At 57.9% G+C, this 17,159-nt stretch carries 18 protein-coding genes; 11 read left to right on the top strand and 7 right to left on the bottom strand.

All coding sequences use genetic code 11. From position 1 onward, the window contains the following. Window positions 1–66 precede the first annotated feature (66 nt). The 3 genes from GQS65_RS19340 to GQS65_RS19330 all read left to right on the top strand — a co-directional run bounded on the left by GQS65_RS19340 (window position 67) and on the right by GQS65_RS19330 (window position 3,942). On the top strand, window positions 67–630 hold the full coding sequence (locus tag GQS65_RS19340; RefSeq protein ID WP_449271798.1) for a DUF7282 domain-containing protein: 564 nt from the start codon (window positions 67–69) through the stop codon (window positions 628–630). After that, window positions 630–2,237: a hypothetical protein gene (locus GQS65_RS19335; protein WP_158206267.1), complete on the top strand. Its 1,608-nt coding sequence runs from the start codon at window positions 630–632 to the stop codon at window positions 2,235–2,237. Before GQS65_RS19340 ends, GQS65_RS19335 begins: the two co-directional genes overlap by 1 nt. 1,297 nt (window positions 2,238–3,534) lie before the next feature. Next, entirely contained in the window at window positions 3,535–3,942 is a 408-nt protein-coding gene (locus GQS65_RS19330) for a hypothetical protein (RefSeq protein WP_158206266.1), read from the top strand. A 17-nt stretch (window positions 3,943–3,959) separates the two neighbouring features. Here the strand turns inward: GQS65_RS19330 and GQS65_RS19325 are convergent, their stop codons facing one another. From GQS65_RS19325 to GQS65_RS19300, 6 genes are all read right to left on the bottom strand, one after another. Continuing rightward, the gene (locus tag GQS65_RS19325; protein WP_158206265.1) at window positions 3,960–4,784 is read right to left on the bottom strand and encodes a hypothetical protein; all 825 of its coding nucleotides are present in this window, start codon (window positions 4,782–4,784) and stop codon (window positions 3,960–3,962) included. Further along, complete coding sequence (locus tag GQS65_RS19320) at window positions 4,784–5,389, bottom strand: hypothetical protein (protein WP_158206264.1); 606 nt, start codon at window positions 5,387–5,389, stop codon at window positions 4,784–4,786. Before GQS65_RS19320 ends, GQS65_RS19325 begins: the two co-directional genes overlap by 1 nt. A 692-nt stretch (window positions 5,390–6,081) precedes the next feature. Further along, on the bottom strand, window positions 6,082–6,261 hold the full coding sequence (locus GQS65_RS19315) for a hypothetical protein (RefSeq protein ID WP_158206263.1): 180 nt from the start codon (window positions 6,259–6,261) through the stop codon (window positions 6,082–6,084). A 472-nt stretch (window positions 6,262–6,733) separates the two neighbouring features. After that, complete coding sequence (locus GQS65_RS19310) at window positions 6,734–7,009, bottom strand: hypothetical protein (protein ID WP_158206262.1); 276 nt, start codon at window positions 7,007–7,009, stop codon at window positions 6,734–6,736. Window positions 7,010–7,117: 108 nt separating this feature from the next. Further along, window positions 7,118–7,489, bottom strand: a complete 372-nt coding sequence (locus GQS65_RS19305) for a hypothetical protein (protein ID WP_158206261.1) — start codon at window positions 7,487–7,489, stop codon at window positions 7,118–7,120. Window positions 7,490–7,743: 254 nt separating this feature from the next. After that, complete coding sequence (locus GQS65_RS19300; protein ID WP_158206260.1) at window positions 7,744–9,069, bottom strand: cytochrome P450; 1,326 nt, start codon at window positions 9,067–9,069, stop codon at window positions 7,744–7,746. A gap of 208 nt (window positions 9,070–9,277) precedes the next feature. Here GQS65_RS19300 and GQS65_RS19295 point away from each other — a divergent pair, with 208 nt between their 5' ends. The 5 genes from GQS65_RS19295 to GQS65_RS19275 all read left to right on the top strand — a co-directional run bounded on the left by GQS65_RS19295 (window position 9,278) and on the right by GQS65_RS19275 (window position 15,185). Beyond that, complete coding sequence (locus tag GQS65_RS19295) at window positions 9,278–10,279, top strand: helix-turn-helix transcriptional regulator (RefSeq protein WP_158206259.1); 1,002 nt, start codon at window positions 9,278–9,280, stop codon at window positions 10,277–10,279. Between the two features lie 484 nt (window positions 10,280–10,763). Next, window positions 10,764–11,540: a hypothetical protein gene (locus GQS65_RS19290; RefSeq protein WP_158206258.1), complete on the top strand. Its 777-nt coding sequence runs from the start codon at window positions 10,764–10,766 to the stop codon at window positions 11,538–11,540. A gap of 301 nt (window positions 11,541–11,841) precedes the next feature. Then, the gene (locus GQS65_RS19285; RefSeq protein WP_158206257.1) at window positions 11,842–12,228 is read left to right on the top strand and encodes a hypothetical protein; all 387 of its coding nucleotides are present in this window, start codon (window positions 11,842–11,844) and stop codon (window positions 12,226–12,228) included. 301 nt (window positions 12,229–12,529) lie between these two features. Next, window positions 12,530–13,234 carry a hypothetical protein gene (locus tag GQS65_RS19280; RefSeq protein WP_158206256.1) on the top strand — a complete coding sequence of 235 codons (705 nt, stop codon included), beginning with the start codon at window positions 12,530–12,532 and terminating at the stop codon, window positions 13,232–13,234. A gap of 718 nt (window positions 13,235–13,952) precedes the next feature. After that, window positions 13,953–15,185 (top strand): orc1/cdc6 family replication initiation protein, encoded by a 1,233-nt coding sequence (locus GQS65_RS19275; RefSeq protein ID WP_158206275.1) that lies wholly within the window; start codon window positions 13,953–13,955, stop codon window positions 15,183–15,185. 119 nt (window positions 15,186–15,304) lie between these two features. On the opposite strand, the gene GQS65_RS19270 is transcribed toward GQS65_RS19275, so the two are convergent. Next, on the bottom strand, window positions 15,305–15,724 hold the full coding sequence (locus tag GQS65_RS19270) for a hypothetical protein (protein ID WP_158206255.1): 420 nt from the start codon (window positions 15,722–15,724) through the stop codon (window positions 15,305–15,307). A gap of 51 nt (window positions 15,725–15,775) precedes the next feature. On the opposite strand from GQS65_RS19270, the gene GQS65_RS21995 reads away from it, so the two are divergent. The 3 genes from GQS65_RS21995 to GQS65_RS19260 all read left to right on the top strand — a co-directional run bounded on the left by GQS65_RS21995 (window position 15,776) and on the right by GQS65_RS19260 (window position 17,086). Next, entirely contained in the window at window positions 15,776–15,898 is a 123-nt protein-coding gene (locus GQS65_RS21995; RefSeq protein ID WP_267902945.1) for a hypothetical protein, read from the top strand. 66 nt (window positions 15,899–15,964) lie between these two features. After that, on the top strand, window positions 15,965–16,219 hold the full coding sequence (locus tag GQS65_RS22190) for a HalOD1 output domain-containing protein (protein WP_158206254.1): 255 nt from the start codon (window positions 15,965–15,967) through the stop codon (window positions 16,217–16,219). Window positions 16,220–16,651: 432 nt separating this feature from the next. Then, on the top strand, window positions 16,652–17,086 hold the full coding sequence (locus tag GQS65_RS19260) for a ParA family protein (protein ID WP_199268511.1): 435 nt from the start codon (window positions 16,652–16,654) through the stop codon (window positions 17,084–17,086). Window positions 17,087–17,159 lie beyond the last annotated feature (73 nt).

Genomic DNA, 17,159 nt, shown 5'->3' with positions numbered 1-17,159 from the left:
CGAACACTCTTCACCGCGATTCTCTGTCTCTCACTCCTCGGCGGGTGGATACCGACAGCGGCCAGCGTGCCGGGCGTTTCCCAAGCGCGGGCGGACGTCGAACTCGGTGATCAGACACTCACCAACCGGACGGTCACGGTGGACCGCGTCACCCTGCCTGAAGGAGGATACGTCGTCATTCATAGCGGTCGATACGTATTCGACGGTCGTCCGGACCCGCTCGGTGTCTCGACGTATCTCGACGCCGGTACGCATCGGAACGTCACTGTCCACCTTTCTCCAGGACGGTTCTCGCCAGGAGCGACAGGACGTATTGCGGCCGTCCTGTACCACGATGACGGCGACGAGCAGTTCACACGATTCGACGAGGGAGAAGACGTCGACCGACCGTACACGGTCGGCGGCGAACCAGTCGAAGAGACAGCCACCGTTGAACGGGCGCTGCCGTCGACTGTAACGACAACGCCGAACGTGACGGCGACGACGAGCGTGAATTCGTCGCCAACTCCTATCGAGACGAGACACCGACCGTCTCTCGGCCTCTCCCAACTCGTCGGGCTGTTTCTTGGTGGAGCATTCGCTGTCGCCGCAGTCCTCGTGCTCGTTACTGGCCGTCGTGGAGGCACCTGATGACCGAGCCTTCCACACTCACCCGGAGACGGTTTCTCACAGCTGGTGTGGTCGCACTGGGAACCGCCGCCCATGGCTCCCAGTCAGTAGCTGCCAGTCCGCAGTCACAGCACTCGGTGAACCACCCAGAGATACCTAAACCGACCGAACTCGACCACATTGAGGCACGCGATGTTCGAGCGATCGACCAGCGCTGGAGCGCCCGCTCCGACACTCGGGTCGTCAACGGGGTCTCTGACCTCGGACTCGATGCGACCGGCCAGCAGGCTGTCGACACACAACTGCAGGCCGCAGCCGACCGTGGCGAGGTCGTTGAACTTCCGCCGGGCGACTACCGCCTTGGTGCCCCAGTCACGACCGAGAGCGACGGCTGGGGGATTCGTGGAGTCGGTGACTCACCCCGAGATGTCCGACTCCATGGCACCGGCAGGATGCTTCTCATCGACCAGAACGGCGGACAGAACGTCCTCCTCGAGGACTTCACGATGGTCAACGGTGACGGCCGTGGCGTCGGCATGAGTCTCACCGTTGATCGGGGACTCACCGTCCGAAATGTCCACCACGTCGGCCTCTCACCACGCGAGGGAGTCTCCGGTGACATGGAGGAGTTCAACCACCAGGAGTGCTCGCTAACACTGCAGGTGCGCGACCCACAGGGCGTCGGCGTCGTCGACGGGTTCGTCAAGACGTCTCCTACAGAGGTGTCCGGTCACGCCGAGAACGACTCGGCGTTCGCCTCTTGGGCGCAACACCGGGGACTCGTATACGTTCGAAATTCGCGAGTTCACAACGCAGGCGGTGACGGTGCGACATACGTGTCGCGTGCGCCCGGTGGCTGGCGGTTCACGAACTGCGTGTTCGTCGATAACCATGCGACCGCACTCCGGCTCGGTGGGGGGCGGTCGTGGGCTCGCCGCTGTACGATTCAGTGTAACTACGAGCGTAGCCGACGCGTCAATGACCTCCTCGGCGGTGGGAAGGCTCCCGGCATGAACCCAATCGTGTGGGAGTCGGCGAGCGCCATCTCACCGGTGGCGCGTAACGAAGCTGGCGGACTCGTCGACGGTTGTCGCATCGAGATGCTCGACATTGAAAACGGCTGTCGGGGCGGCATCACCGTCGATGGCTCGCACGGTGGCATCGTCGTTCGGAACACGACGATCAGGAATGACACTAGGTACAGGAGCATTACCGTTGACGCTCCAGGGAGTAGCTTCATGAACGATTTCGAGACACCCAATCGACCACACCCCGTCTATCTCCAAAACGTCACGCTCACTGGCCAAGGGAGTGGCGACGCCATCGTCGCCAACCGACGGGTGGTCGAATCGAACCTCACGGTGTCGATGCCCAATGCCGAGGTCAGCGGCTCCGTGGAGGTCAGTGGTGACCAACCCCCTCCCTTCGCCACAACGCTTCTCGCGAAGCAAAATGGCGTCCCTGCACCAGCGCAGGTCATCGGAGCCAGTGGGAGGGTGAGTGGAGTCGGGACAGGCGCGTTCGGGGCCGGAGTTGCAGTCCTCTCAGTCGTCGCAATGGCCGTGTTACTTCTGGTCGCTCTCGTCGCCGTCGCGCCGCTGGTGCTCTTTGACTACTTCCTGAATTGAGCCGGGCCAAGCACATCCATCTGGTGTCCTACAGAGTTCCGGGAGTGATGGACACCACGCGTGGATTCACACCGGGTATCCTCAAATCAGCTCCAATCACTCAGGGATACCACGTGGTCAATTGTCTGACGATAACAGTAGATTTACAAAACTCGCCGGTGGTTTGGCGATTGCAGGGTTTGTCAGAGGCACCTGCATCGTCCCACCTGTTCCCCGTTAGAATCGCTCTACGTAGCGAATACCATAACTACGGCTAAATGGACCACTTCTGTTAGACTCGCGGCACGCATCTACCAGCTGAGTCGCGCCGAATCGGTCTGAGAACAATTCGTGCATCGTTTGCCGGAATTATTAGACAGAGAACGTGGGTCAGTCACGGTCCCTCGCGTGAGGAGTACTCAAATCTGGCAGAATACAATCATGGAGCGGCATCCACCACCAGCGCCATTTCCAGATGAATAGGAGCGCACCAAGAAGTGATAAAACGGTGAACCCGACAGCTCCCTCACTACTCTCATAGAGAGCGATACTCAGGAGAACCCTAACCGGTGGGGAAGGAACAGAATCCGGAGAGCATGGGACTGGGACCGGTTCATGCGTACGGACGAACCGACTTTATCACCAATTGAAATTAAACCCAGCGCTGCTAGTCGTGATACACTCGCAGCATGGGTTTATCAGCTGAGTCACCTTAGACCGGCCTGAAGCGAACCACTGAATCGATTGCTAATATTGTTAGACAAAAAGCGTGGGTCAATCCTCGTGACGTGAGAAAGCATTTATTCGAATGTTAATATTTAAACGCAATATCTTCTCGATAGTCATTTCTTGCAGCAGTCGTTCAACCGCGACAGCAGGCTATCTCGACAGCATACCCGGAGTCGTCCGAGAGGGATTTCGACTCGGGTCGTTCTGGATTACTACAACAAAGTGGTTTTTCGGGCTGCTTCCATCAAGGAGTCATCGTCCGTTGAACTCCGCAAGGACCGACTATGGGGGCCAATAGCATGGAACCACCTCAATAATCACTTGATAGGGACAATAGACGGTAACAAGGTCTGTTTCTCGCCAACCGCCAGACGTGCCTGATTTGATTCTGTCTCGGAGCCGCTCTGACGAGACAGGATTGGTATGTCTTCTGGACATCGTTCTGCATACCAAGTACCATGCTCCAGGGATTGATTCTCGAAAGGAAAACCGACAAAACGTACTTGATGGGCCACCATTAGCTGATGTTCATTGTACACGATAGTAGGTATTCCAGAAGTCTTTATTCCTGCCAACATTAAGCCGAAGCATGCAACGAAGGAACCTATTGAAATCAATAGGATGTGCTTGTACAGTTGCGTTAGCAGGATGCTCGCTCCCAGACGGTCAAACTAACCAGGTTCCATTGAGGCTTACTGCCTTCAATTATTACGATGAACCAATCTTCGTCAAGATAGATGTTTCCTCAAATGGTGAGACTGTCCTAACCCACGAGGTCGGGTTAAGACCAGGCAGGGAAGACGCTCCCGAGGATTTAATCACCGTCGCTAAGATACGTGAATCGGATTCGTCGAACCTCAGACTCAACGTCTCGATGCCCGATAGAAATGCAGATGCACGGGCTATGCTGGACGTGAGTTGTTCTACAGACGATCGACTGCGAGGGGCAATAATCCGGCTTCGGGACGGGATTGAATTGGACCTTGCCGAGTGCTGAGGTCTACTTGTTTTCTATTAAGCGCGTTCCACGACCTCGTAGTACGGGAATAGCGGGATTCCGGGCATCGTGGTATGGTACTCCCAGTGGTAGTCGTCACATTGACAGAACGTGCCACCGTCTGTACTTTGAGCGTACTTGAATGTGTACTGTGGCATGAACGTCCCTGTGTGGTTCTCGGGACCTGGATCGTAGCCATTGTCAACTCGCAGACTGGCCATCGCGACGCCTGCTCGTTGATCGCCATCGAAGTAACCTTCGCGAGGGAGGTCGTTGTAGCCTCCGGTCAGGGGGACGTCGAACGTCCAATTGTCCTTGTCAGCGTTGTCAACGACGTCAGCTCCACTGGAGCCGCTTCCAGCTATTAGATACTTGGCGATTGCGGAAGTCAGACCAGCGTAAGGCCCCGCAACGGAGAGCAGGTCCAGTATCAGATTTGGCCCTGTCAGCGGATTATCCGAGTCGCCATCGCCATCGTCAGGGGATGGTTGCTGGTAGATGAAACCACGTGGTTCCTCGCCAGTATACGTCCCGACCTCGAACCGGTAACTAGCTGGTCGAGGACGAACATCGTACCCGCCCACACCTACGTCACTAGCATCACAGCGTGGATAGAGCTGGGAGTCCGGCCTCTCCTTGAAGTGACAGAAGAACTTCCAGGGGAGATTCCCTCCCGGTGTAACCTCGTCGTGTGCGTACGATTCAAAAGGCTCACTGGCGACGCCAGCCTTCATGTACATACTCGACTGGACCGTCGTCTCGTTTACGCAGTTACTGAACGTGTTTTCCAAGTAGTCGTTCCAGCCCGCTTCAGCGACCATTCCCACATCATCTGTTGCCATTATTTGTCACCCATATCGTAGAGAGGTTTCTTCTTAGCAAGTTCCATCAGCCGTTTAACACCCGTATCCGTCGGTAGTCCACTTTTTTCGGTACTGAACGAGTGCGGGCTGTTCTTCCAGCGACTATGTTTCCTTCGGCGACTGATTAGCTCGTCTGGATCCATTCCAGTCTCTTGTGACCGGGTGAAGAACCCGAGCATACCGAACTCGTTACTGGGTCGCGAAATCATCCCCGAATAGTGGTTGTCATGCCGTTCGATCTGGACCTTTAGTGGAGTGTTATTGCGCACCAACCCCTTGTTAGTAAGAGAGCCGACATGCATTTCGTCGCTGCTGTTTCGCGGCGACTCCACTTTTTTGAGTCGGTTGAGTGGAACGGTCATCCCCGCAATGTTGATCGCACCGCTGAGAGAGCCATTTTGGCTGATGATGTTCCCGGTGACTCGGCCCGATTCTTCTTTGGTCAGAGTGTCATATGCTATTCCAACGTGCTCACCATCGGGGTTCGCACGTGCCTTCGACTGCGAATTGAGGAGGGCGAACGAACCAATCCCGGCTCCAATACCTTTGAGGACCTTCCGTCGCTGTGGTTTCTTTTCTACCATCTACAGATGTCAATCAAAATTCTCCAATCAAATATGTTACGAAGAAGTAGTAATTATAAAGTACTTACGGCAGTTAAATATCTTAAGTGGTAGACTATGTGTCAAGACGGGCGCTGTTGTACTGGTGGCTCTTCAGCCAGTAGCATCACATGTCGAATATGGGCATCACGTTGTAACTCAAATCGACTCAGATTGTACGAAATCGGAGGAGGTGTTCGAACTTAACGTTCTGCTGGATCGTGACTGGGATATTTCGAGAGCATTCCCCGACTTGGTGGTGGGGCATCTGTTTATCGACGGCCAAGCTTGGGTCGAGTAGGGCCTCCTCGACATGGTCGGAGCAAACGAGTGGACTGCAGATTGAAAATCGTGGAGTCGCCCGATAGGAGCTTTCAGCCCAGGTCGTTCGTGACAAATTCTGCACCGCTTCGGGGCCATCAAATCGTTACTACGGACACCTGGCGTCGGTAGTGAGAGCTCTTGGGCAAAGTTCAGATCGTCTCCAGATGCCACCGACGACAACCGATTGGGGAGTGATACTCGACAGTAGTGAAGCGTGCGAACACCGCGTTCGTGGTGGTGGTGGTTTAGCTCGTGTGGATGGTGGAGCAAGCCCTTCCGGGCAGATTATCGACCGCCGACACCATGCACTGCCGATGTCGGCTTTCCGCTGGTTGGGGTCTCAGCGGGAATCACCGACTCGGTGGGACGACGAGGCGTTTCTCCTTGTAGCGAAGTCCGTCCTTTCGACGACAACGGAGTTCGTCGTACAGCCGGTAGTTCGTGAGGTTGAGGAGCATACTGTCGGTTCGAGAGACGAGCGTCTGCGCGTACTCGTTGCTGACGCCCTTCTCGTTGATGCGAGTCCACATCGCGAACTCTCTACCGTCGAGACTGACCGTGAACATCACCACGGTAACCGCAATCAGCGTCCTCCAAGTCAAGAAGAAGGGCTTACTTCGTGCATTGGGTGGTGCAGCCTCGGTAATCATGACAGATCACGGTGCGTTTATACCGGAAAGAACACTATTCGCACTACTTCGCCAGTCGAATGGCTAAGTAACGGATTCGGTTCGCATGGAGGCTACCGTGTGCTGGGAGGGCACCATCGTAGTACGGCAATGAGAGTTGCCGTGCGAGCGGACCTAATTCTGATTCCATGCCGTGGGTTTCACAAGCGAACACATCGCAGTAGTGGTTCTGATTGCGGCCATGTTTGAGGAGAGTGTACCAATATCGACGTGTAGACTCGTGGCATGTGTTTAATAGTCGAGTCAGTCGAGTCACGGTGAAAGAAAGGCAGGCGAACGAAAGAGCACACTCCGCATCTAATCGACCCTGCCATCAGTATTGGATTGGGAAACACCAGGCGTAGAACAGCTTCCCGAGCGGGATGAATCCGATAATGAACACGATTGCGGCCGCATCGCCGGTGAGAAGACCGAGCTCGATGACCAACCCGAACAGGAAAATGTAGCTGAGGCTCGCGACTGCGGCTACAACCAGGAACTTGAGCACGGCATACACCAGATACGCCCACCGACGGAGGAGTCCTCGCGGTGTGGTGCCTTCCTCACGGAGTTGACGGCGACGTTCGGGACTCGGTTCGAGGAGCTTCATCGGTGCTGGCACACCGGAGTCATGTTTCGTCTCCTAATTTGAATCTGAGGGTGCTGTGGAGACGTTCGCGCCGAAACCGATGCCGTCCACCCACGCCACCGCTCCCTGTCATACTGGACCCTCTGTCCAACAGTCTCGCCTCGAACGCTCTGTTGAGTGCCTCAGCGACGAGTCTGGACAGCCGAGTGCTGTGAGCAGTCGTTTGTGAGGGTCATTTCGGCAGTTGATACCGTTGAAGAGGATATCGAGGCCCAAGTGTGCCGCACAGTCACCGCACAACGTTCCGGTGAGGCTCGCGATGGCTCCGTCACAATCGTCATTGACTGGGAATTCGAGGTCGAACTCGTAGCCTTCCTCGACCGAGTCGATGACTGTTCCACAGTCGAAGCAGTCGTCGTCGACCGGGTCGAAGTTGTAGACGACACGGCAGGCAGGACAGACGGTGAGCGTCGTGGACTGGTCCGTGAGGAGGGTTGGCATCGTTCGCTCGAAGGTGGTGTGGGGAAAGGTGCTGCGACAGAGGTCACATCGCTTCCGTTCGGCCGCGCGGTCAGACACAGCTGTCACCACCATGGACCGAACTGGAGCCAATCGGTGACGTCGATTGCTGCTCACCCAGAATGTGTGGCCGTTCGTCAGAAGATGGTCGACACAGGTGCATACGCAACACTAGTCCCTGAAAGGGCAATTACGCAAGCGTGTTCACGCTGTAACGAGGCGTGAAACCGCGGCCGTCAGCGGGCTTTGTGAACCGTCGCCGGGATACCGTCGCGAGGCTGCAGGACTCCTGCTGGCCGGAGGTTCTCGGCCGTGCCGTCTGCTACCTCGAAATCGAACTCCGAAACGAGGGCAGCGAGCGCGAGCTGTGCCTCGGTGAGCGCGAGTTGCCCACCGATACAGGCGTGTGGCCCTGCGCCGAACGGGAAGTATGCCGGCGTTCGACTGGGTTCGAGGGTTTCCCAGCGGTCGGGGTCGAACGTCTCGGGGTCATCAAAGTACCGAGCATCCCGATGGAGCGTCCACTGAGGGCACATCAGGAAGTCTCCACGCTCGATTCGTTGCCCTCCGAGTGGCGAGGCGAGCTTCGCTTGGCGGAAGATTCCCCATGACGACGGCCGGAGCCGAAGCGTCTCACGAACCACTCGTTCGGTGTACGTGAGATTAGCCAAGTGTTCAAAGCCGGGTTGGTCGCCATCGAGAATATCACGAGCCTCGTCGCGGAGTCGAGTTGCAACCTCTGGATGGCGGGCAGTGAACCAGAGTGCGAAGCCGAGGGTCAGTGCCGTCGTCTCGTGACCGGCAAACAGGAACGTGAGGACTTCGTCGCGGACCTGCGTCTCGGGGAGGTCGCTATCGTCACGGCCCTGGGCCTCGAGCATCGTTGTGACGAGGTCGTTTGGTGGGTCGTCCATGCGGCGATGGCGGTCGATGATTCCCTCCGCCCACTCGTGCATCTCCGAGACGACCTGCTGATACTCGCTTGACGGCGGAGTTGGGAGGAACTGCCGGAAGAGTGCAGTCGGTGAGATTTCGAATTCCTCCCCAATCGTCGCGTTCGCCCGCACGAATCGCTCGGTATCGGAACCGTCCAGGTCCGTCGAGAACAGCGATTTGGCGATGACTCGGACGGTCAACGCAGTCATCTCCTGATACAGGTCGACCTGCTCGCCGTCGTGCCACGAGTCGATGGTGTCGGTCGTGAACTCACCGATAGCGTCGGCGTAGGCCCCGATTCGGTCACGAGAGAACAGCGGCTGCAACCGCTCGCGCTGTTCGGACCAGAGCGTGCCGTCGCTTTCGATGAGGCCGTTTTCCGTGAGTCGCGTTGTCCGCCCTGACTGGACGTCCGGTCGCCCGTATCGCTTGTAGTCGTCGACGAGCACATGCCGGACGAGCTCTGGATCGTTGACGAACGTCAGCGACGGACCAACGACGAACCGTGCTCGAACGAGGTCCTCGTCCATCGTTCGAAGCGTGTCGAGGAAAGCGAGCGGGTCACGACCGAATCGGAGCGCATGTCGCCCTGCTGTCAGCCCAGAGAAGGGCGGAGGCCGTTCCATATGAGTATCATGTGCCAGAGTTCTTATATCGATACCGCACTGCGTCAACAACCAACGAATGCCCAACAGTTCGAACGAACTGCTCGCTCATCTCGTCGGCGTGCAAACGGAGGGGACACCGGCTCCAATCGACCTGCTGGAAATCCTGCGTGAGACGCCCCAAGGACCGAGTGAATTAGCACGGGACCGACCGATCAGCCGGAAGAGTGTGTACAGCGCGCTGGACCCGCTGGTTGAACAGTTCATCCTCGTACGGGAGAAAGGTGACTACGCGTTGACCGGCTACGGGGTCGTGTTGTGTACGGCCCTCGAGACGGCAACTGAGCCACCGACGTTCGACCGAGCGGGAGTCAGGTTTCTGCTCGCTTCGACGAATCGTGTTGCACTCCTCCGAACCCTCCGAGCGTCGCCGGCCAGAAAGGCGGCGTTGGCAAATGGAGAGGCTTCACCGTCGCGTACGACCGTCCATCGCGCGATCGAGGCGTTCACCGAGAAAGGGTGGGTAACGCAGAACACGACGGGCCAGTACACGCTGACGGAGACCGGTGAGCGCGCTCTCGTCGCCTTCACCCGCCTCCTCGACGATTTCGAAGCTGCACAGTCTGCGTCGACCTTCCTCTACTGCTGTGATGAAGCGGTCGCTGATATCCCACTTGACGGACTCGCGAATGCAGAACTCCACGTCGACCGGCCTGAGGCTCACGATACCAGCAGAGGGGTACTCCATGAACTCGTCACACCGGAGTTAGATAGCTTCCAAGGGTTCCTCTCGTCGGTGTCGACAGCGTCGGCCGACGTCGGCGATTCGATTATCCGCTCCGGGACACACACCGAACTCATCATCCCAGAACCGGTCTTCTACGAGCTGCCGACGAAAGGGCACTACTCCGAACACGTCAAACGCGGACTCGAAGCGAAGAATTTCGACTTCTTCATCGTCCCGAACGTCGAATCACTCCCGATTGGGCTGGCCATCTTCGACGGCGAGACCGTACTGATGAGCCCCGCGAATCTCAACCACGTCCCTCCAGGCGGTAACGCCGGAACGGTTGTCAGTTCCGACGAGGCGCTCGTCGAGTGGGCGACAGCTCTTTACACGGAGTACCATGCACAGGCACAGACGCCTGGAGAGCATCTCATCGAACGCCTCAAAGAGAAGCTGGCAGAGGGAGCTTCGGTGCTTACGCGGAGCAACTCGATGACCGACTAGCACTCCGTTGATGTGTCAACCGGGGAGTGACGACTGGTTCTCGACCCGTAACACCGTGTAGAGGGGTGCACATTTCTGTGCCGGCGTGTCTTTGTGAGCTACCAAGAACGCATACATTACGGCTACAACGCCACATCAGAAAGCAGCAGGGTCACTGGCAGTCGCCGGGTGCAATCCCACCCTCGTGCCAGCGCCCACTACGCACTTGTTCGCTTTCTGCTACGTCATCGTATAGTTTCGGGTCACGGGCATAGCGGCTCGCTTCGACCCGAACCACTGGCGGACAGTCACCTCGGTGCCCATTGCAGTGAGCGACGGTACGTGAGCGTCAGTGGGCGAGAGGACTGCGAGACCATCGATTGTCACACAATCGAGGGACGGCTCCACCAAGAGCGATCGGACGTGCGATGTCCGCCACAGAGAGACCACCGACTACCACTTCACAGCGCTCTGGTGCACCACCAGGGCACGCGGACCGCACCCGATGGACCACGACGAACTCATCACGACGCTGCATCGACTCGAAGACCGCATCGACACACTCGAAGACGAGAACCGACGCCTGCGTGACGCCTACACCGAGCTCCGCGAGCAGGTCACCGACGATGTTGGCCGGCGCGTGACTGCACTCGGAAAGAAGACGGCCGCCAATCAGACACGAATCGCCGAACTCCAGTCCCGCGAGCTCGAGAAGGGCGCGCATCTCGATGCTGAACACGTCTACGAACCGAGTCTCGTCGTCGACGGCGGACGGGTCGAACGCTTCGAGAAAGACGACGGGACGTACGTCCGCCTGCCTGGTCGCCAAGACGCGCTCACCAGAGGCGGGACGACGACACTCGCGCACGCAGACCTACTGCCCGTTCAGCAACTCACCCGACTGGATGACGACATGCTCGCCAGCGAACCGCGGCCCGTTCGGTTGGCCGTCGACGTCTGGCGCGACCGGCTCGACGACCAAGCGGCCCCTCGACTGTGGCAGCGTGGGAGCGGGCGCGTGCATCAGTATCTCGATGCTGGTGAGCTGGCGACGTGGATTCGTGTCGAAGAACGGGGCGTCTCGAAGTCCTACGCCCAGAAGCTCGCCTCCCGAACGATCGATGCGCTGCTCGAGTTGACGAACGGTCGAACCTACGACGAACTGCGCAATCACCGGAAGGACGGGTTGCGGTACAAAGAACGACGGCTGGTGCTCCCAGCCGACGCCTCGATTCCCGGCGAACGTCGTGCTCCGCAGACAGCCGCCGTCGACGGTGAGTGATGTCGGCGGTCACTGAGACGAGCAGGAGGACCCGGAGAAATATCTAGACACCCCAATCCATCGCCACGAACGCGGCGCTCACGCGGGTTCGCTACGGGTTCGTCTACCGGCTCGATCGGCAGTCGTCGGCAACACACGGGGACAGATCCAACGAGGGCCAACTCCTTCTCCCGTCGACACCGTCTGTCCACGGTTGGCGGTGCTCAAAAGGTCGACTCGTTGAAACCCGACTCGTTCCGAAAAGGCTTCCCCGAGACGTTACCCCACAATCTGATATCGGTTCGGGACGTGTGGGGTAACGATGGCGGACCAGCCAGCCGACCCTCCAGAACCACCAGACCTGCCAGCATACGTGCTCGACCCACTGGAGCGCCAGTCGCCCGACCGCCTCGAACGCGTCGCGAGCTACGCGCAGACACTTGCCGCCTGGAAGCGCGCCCAGGATGGGCGCGACACCGCTCAGCGCCAGGCTGCAGAGGCGATCTCCGACGACGAACGCGCCGAGCTCGATGGCAGAGGCATCTCGACGGATCCCGAGGATTACGAGGCCGTCCCGAGCGGGGCGTACATCACGATCAAAACGACCAAACGGACGAGCGACCGCGCCTACCGCTACTACTACTGGCAGTGGCGGGAGGGCGACGCATGGAAGAACGAGTACATCGCGCCGGTCGGGTCGACAGAATGATCGACCCGTGGCTGGAATGCAACGCCTTCCGTATTCAACCAGACGGCGACGTCCAACACTCGAGCCAGTCAGCGGCACAGCCGACAGGCGTGCGTCGTGCCGACCAGCATCAAGCGTCGCCGACACAAAGTCGTCACGTGGTCACCGGCTGGTAGCAGCGGGAGACCGAACACGATTATCATCACCCCACCCTCGGTGCGAAGCTCCATCATGATAGCCTGACGCTGCGGGGGAGGGAGAATCAAAGGCGGTCACCACCAGCCTCCGTGAGGCATATGCCGCCAGGAGCGTCAGTCAGGACATGTCGTGGCGTGATAGTTGGCCAGAGGGTGGCCCGGACACTGGAGAGATCACGGTTGCAATCAAATCATCGGCAACGCGTGATTGTGGGACGGTTCAGACCTACGTCGATGACCACGGCTCTAAACTCACCTTCTCGAACAAGAACAAAGCACGCCAAGAGCTGATGAACCACACCACGACCGCCGAACTGGCGCTCCAGCCAGTCGCCCCTCAGGACCCTGCAGATGTTGATTGGTATCTGGTGAGTCGGGGGCAGCATGGGCTGTCCGCGTTCGAGCGACCTCCACCCGAGGAGGGCTGGACGTTCAATCCGACCGCAAACCAGTACGGCGCCCTCGGCGAGGCACTGTTCACTGCAACCCCGCACGGCACGAAGCCACTGAAGCAGTATGCAAGACGAGATTTGGGAATCGACGACCGGCTAAAAGTCGAAATCGATTCAGACCCCTCAGCGATCTCGAATTCGGCGGGGATGTGGTTACCCGACTTCTCGGCTACAGTGGGGTTACGTCGCGGCCCAGTCATTCAACGGTATCTATGCGAAGTAAAAACGGGCAGCGGAAAGCTGGAGCGAACACAAGCAGAAGCGATGCTTGAACACTCTGACAGCGGCTCTGATGATCGTATATTGCAGATACACGCGACGATTAAGGAGCTTCCGGACGAATATACAGTAGAGTTCCACCGAATCGGGGCCCGGTAAACTACTCATCATCAAAGATACCGGGGCTGACTTGTGAGCCGGTCTGTAGTAGAGCAGCCCCACCCCCCTCGTTCCGAGTGTATTCAGAAACAGGGATGGGTTCCAGTCGAAATAGGAGGGAAAATCCGATCAAACCCCGTCAGAACGAACGTGGGGCGCGGTTCAATGGGATACCCGCTACAGGCCGCTCTCCAGTGTTTCATAACCTTGCACACGAAACACTACGTGTTCGTTCTAGTACGGTAGAAACGGTATGCGGTTACATACGGATACGTACCATATAAAGCTAGGTGCGCCACTTGTCAGACAAAACACCAGCATACGCACCGCTACCCTAGTGTTGCCAGCCCTACCCCCCGTATTCGTGGGATTTACACTCGGAACGAGGGGGGTGTGTTCAATCTCCTCCGATCTTGTCGTTCAACCGGGCGAACAGGTCAACCGATACACTTGGAACGAAGGGGGGTACTCTACTGACCAGACTGGAATACACTCGGAACGAGGGGGGCCCATGAGAGCCACTTACACCCGATACACTTGGAATGAGGGGGGAAGAACGCCTCTACACGAGGAAACGTATCTTACGCATATAGCCTTCCCGGCCAGGAATTCGAGAGAATACACCCGGAACGCGGTGGGATAGATTTTTGACGAGTGACCCCACAGTCCGGGTGTGACCGACGACTCCACGCTCGACGACTTCGATTCGGAGCCTTCGATGAGCTATGAGGACGAGTACGACCCACTGTTCGACGATCCCCAAGACGAGAAGCCACAAATCTTTGCACGCCGCGAGCTGGTCGAGATTGGCCACGTCCCCAGCGAGAAACGAATCGTTGGTCGAGAAAATGAGATTCAGAGTGTCGGTCAATATCTTCGCCCAGTGGTCAATGACGACGCACCGTCGTCGTTCATCATCTACGGGAAGACAGGTACAGGCAAGAGCCTCGTCTCACGTCACGTCGCGATGCGAGCACGAGCGTCTGGTGAGCGGCGAGGAAACCGTATCGGGGTGGTCTACATCGACTGCTCTCAGGACTCCACTGAGACACAGGCTGCCTGCTCAATCGCCCGTGGCCTCAACGAAGAGTCGAGTACTGGAATCGCTGTCCCCCGCACCGGCCTTGGTCGCTCACATTACTACGCGCGACTGTGGGACATTCTTGACCAACGTTTTGACGCTGTCATTATCATCCTCGACGAGATTGACCGGCTGAAAGCCGACGATGGTGAGGACAACATCCTAATGCAGCTCTCGCGAGCACGCGAGGCAGGCAAGACCTCCGTGAACATCGGCATCATCGGGATTTCAAACAAGATCAACTATCGAGACCGGCTCAACGAGCGGGTTAAATCTAGTTTCGGGGACGATGAGCTCGTGTTCAACCCGTACGATGCCAATCAGCTTCGTCAAATCATGGAGGCCCGACGAGACGCGTTCGTCGATGGAGTCATCGAGGAAGGAGTCATCTCGAAGGCTGCCGCACTCGCGGCCCGTGAACATGGGGACGCCCGGAAGGCGATTCGGATTCTGCGCAACGCCGGCGAGTTCGCCGAGCGCAATGGCTACTCGACGGTTCGTGAAGAACACCTCGACGCAGCTCAAAAACGCGCAGAGGTCGACCGCCTGCAAGAACTCCTCTCCGGCTTGACTCCGCACACCAAATACGCTCTGATGGGACTCGCGACACTCACTGCGAACAATCCTGAAGACGAGTTCCGAACGAGTGTCATCTACGACGCGTATCGGTCTGTATGTGCTGATGCCGGCTCAGAAACGCTGACTCTCTATCGTGTTCGCGATCTCCTTCGCGAACAATCGTTCCTCGAAATCATCGAGTCATACCACACTGGTGGTGGGCGGGGTGGCGGCAGTTACACTGTCCATCAATTGCTGAAAGAGCCTGAGATTGTCTTCGAGTGCGTCGACACGGGCGCTGAAGACGAGTAAGATCGCATCGCTCTCTACGATTCGCAGGTCTCGAGTCACTCGCCCACCGCTCAGTTCACAACCACCTCTCTGACCTACGGATGCTGAGACGAGGCAGAGGGTTAAGAGAAATCGGCTGGCTATTCCGCAAGTCTCAGATGGTCCTTGCTCGGCTCGTAGGCGTCGCCCTGCCGACGGAGTTTCTCGATCTCGTACCCTTGGATGACTGGAGCGAGCGACCCAACCATCTTTTCATAGATATCGGCCCCGTCGGAGAGCCCGACAATGCGCCGTTTCTCCTCATTGCTGATTTCTACGGGAAGGTAGTCAGAGTGCTCGACGGCGATTCCCTGGATGTACGTATCCGGAATCGTCGCGTCTGCTCTCGACTGTTCTAAGTCCAGAACGAGTTTACCAGTAATCTGAACCGCCTCCCCTGGATTCACTTCACCTGCGATGTCGTCTTCGACCTTGACGAGAGCAGTCCCGAGGGGTGGCACCTGAACTTCATCGGTCACCGGCCGTTCTACCCGTTCAAGGCCGGCTGGTATCGGCGTCACCGCGAGTTCGTCGCCGTCCGACCGAACTGGCTGGTTCCACTGCTATGTAAGATGGACCGCGTTCCTCGCGGTAGCCCCTACGACATGAGCTACGCCGAGCGCGAGCTGGGCTGGGTCTTCCCGACGACCGCGGTCGCGTGGGTCGCCGAACACATCGACACTCAGCGCTCCTGAATACACTCGGTGTGAGGGGTGGTGCTGAACCGTTGATATATCCGGGCAGCGTCCCGCGTCCGCTCTATGAGCCCTGCGCCTCGTGTCTCGACACGCATCGTCGAAGCTGTCGTCGACGAACTCGACCACGACCCGCTCACCCTGCCACCGCTCCAGGATGATGTCGACGGCGATGCGCTCGACGTGTTGTTTGCGACCGCGTCGACGCCACCGGAGCTCACGCTGGCTTACGCTGGCTGTCGAGTCCGAGTCGATGCATCAGGGGTCGACGTCGAGCAGGAATCAGCGCGTCGGGAATCGACATGCCCCTCTCGAACCTAACCACGACAGACGCGTATCATTGTAAACTCTTGGTTAGACCGACGCACTGCCAGTGTCGACGTCACTGACTCTAACCGTCTCCGCCTTTGTTCCTACTGCCGAGCAGGTCCCGACTGCAGCTACTCGAGGATGTGTACCTCCTGTCAGACCTGCACCTGTTGTTCGGTCTGTGCAACTCGCACCTGTTTCACCTACTGTACCTACTGCACCCACTAAAACTACTGCACCTACTGTGACTACTCTACAGGTTTGACAGTCGACCAGAACTCTTTTGACAGCTACTGCACAGTAGATCTATCAAATAACGTATGTTTGAGGCTGCTATGGGCGAAGTAGCTACAGTAGGTGCCTACTCCACCTGCTGTGAAGTTTGTACAACAGGTGCAGACCGTACCTTATGTTTAAGTCGGCACCCTCGAATGAGGTGAACGAATGGCACAACAAGTGGAGTGTTCGACCCCACAGAGAGAATCGATTCTGACTGACGGCGGAGCGGAGCCACGGGCGGTCTGCTTTCCGATGCTGAAGGGAGGCTTCGGCAAGAGCATCTTCGCAAACACGCTCGCTGGCGTCCTCGCCACAAGGCGCGACCACGACGTCCTGCTCGTCGACCTTGACCCGGCAGGTCACCTCTCGACCGGCCTTGGGTACTACACGAGAGAGAATGAGGACGCGACCGACCTCGCAAACGTCCTCCTGGACGGTGCGGACATCGAGGAGATCGTCAAGCACCCCGGCCACGGCTTCGATTTCGTCCCGTCACTGAATCTCGAACGCGTCGTTGACGAGCTCTCGAAGGACTCGGTGCTTGCCAGCGACCTGAAGATGAAAACGAGTTCGTCGACCGCTGCTCGGCGAGACGTATGACTACATCCTGTTCGATCTGCCGGGGTCGAGAAACAAGCTGACGAACAACGCGGTCGTTGCTGCACCGAACGCT

This window comes from Halomarina oriensis (genome assembly GCF_009791395.1).
Classification (GTDB): domain Archaea; phylum Halobacteriota; class Halobacteria; order Halobacteriales; family Haloarculaceae; genus Halomarina; species Halomarina oriensis.
Note: the sequence above shows the minus strand (reverse complement) of the source record. Positions and strands in the feature narration are given on the sequence as shown.

Excerpts from the sequence above, each read along its gene's own strand:
- GQS65_RS19330 (WP_158206266.1), top strand. The coding sequence starts at position 3,535 with ATGCAACGAAGGAACCTATTGAAATCAATAGGATGTGCTTGTACAGTT.
- GQS65_RS19305 (WP_158206261.1), bottom strand. The coding sequence starts at position 7,489 with ATGCCAACCCTCCTCACGGACCAGTCCACGACGCTCACCGTCTGTCCT.
- GQS65_RS22190 (WP_158206254.1), top strand. The coding sequence starts at position 15,965 with ATGAGCCCTGCGCCTCGTGTCTCGACACGCATCGTCGAAGCTGTCGTC.
- GQS65_RS19260 (WP_199268511.1), top strand. The coding sequence starts at position 16,652 with ATGGCACAACAAGTGGAGTGTTCGACCCCACAGAGAGAATCGATTCTG.
- GQS65_RS19280 (WP_158206256.1), top strand. The coding sequence starts at position 12,530 with ATGTCGTGGCGTGATAGTTGGCCAGAGGGTGGCCCGGACACTGGAGAG.
- GQS65_RS19335 (WP_158206267.1), top strand. The coding sequence starts at position 630 with ATGACCGAGCCTTCCACACTCACCCGGAGACGGTTTCTCACAGCTGGT.
- GQS65_RS19290 (WP_158206258.1), top strand. The coding sequence starts at position 10,764 with ATGGACCACGACGAACTCATCACGACGCTGCATCGACTCGAAGACCGC.
- GQS65_RS19275 (WP_158206275.1), top strand. The coding sequence starts at position 13,953 with ATGAGCTATGAGGACGAGTACGACCCACTGTTCGACGATCCCCAAGAC.
- GQS65_RS19320 (WP_158206264.1), bottom strand. The coding sequence starts at position 5,389 with ATGGTAGAAAAGAAACCACAGCGACGGAAGGTCCTCAAAGGTATTGGA.
- GQS65_RS21995 (WP_267902945.1), top strand. The coding sequence starts at position 15,776 with ATGGACCGCGTTCCTCGCGGTAGCCCCTACGACATGAGCTACGCCGAG.
- GQS65_RS19300 (WP_158206260.1), bottom strand. The coding sequence starts at position 9,069 with ATGGAACGGCCTCCGCCCTTCTCTGGGCTGACAGCAGGGCGACATGCG.
- GQS65_RS19285 (WP_158206257.1), top strand. The coding sequence starts at position 11,842 with ATGGCGGACCAGCCAGCCGACCCTCCAGAACCACCAGACCTGCCAGCA.
- GQS65_RS19325 (WP_158206265.1), bottom strand. The coding sequence starts at position 4,784 with ATGGCAACAGATGATGTGGGAATGGTCGCTGAAGCGGGCTGGAACGAC.
- GQS65_RS19315 (WP_158206263.1), bottom strand. The coding sequence starts at position 6,261 with ATGTGGACTCGCATCAACGAGAAGGGCGTCAGCAACGAGTACGCGCAG.
- GQS65_RS19310 (WP_158206262.1), bottom strand. The coding sequence starts at position 7,009 with ATGAAGCTCCTCGAACCGAGTCCCGAACGTCGCCGTCAACTCCGTGAG.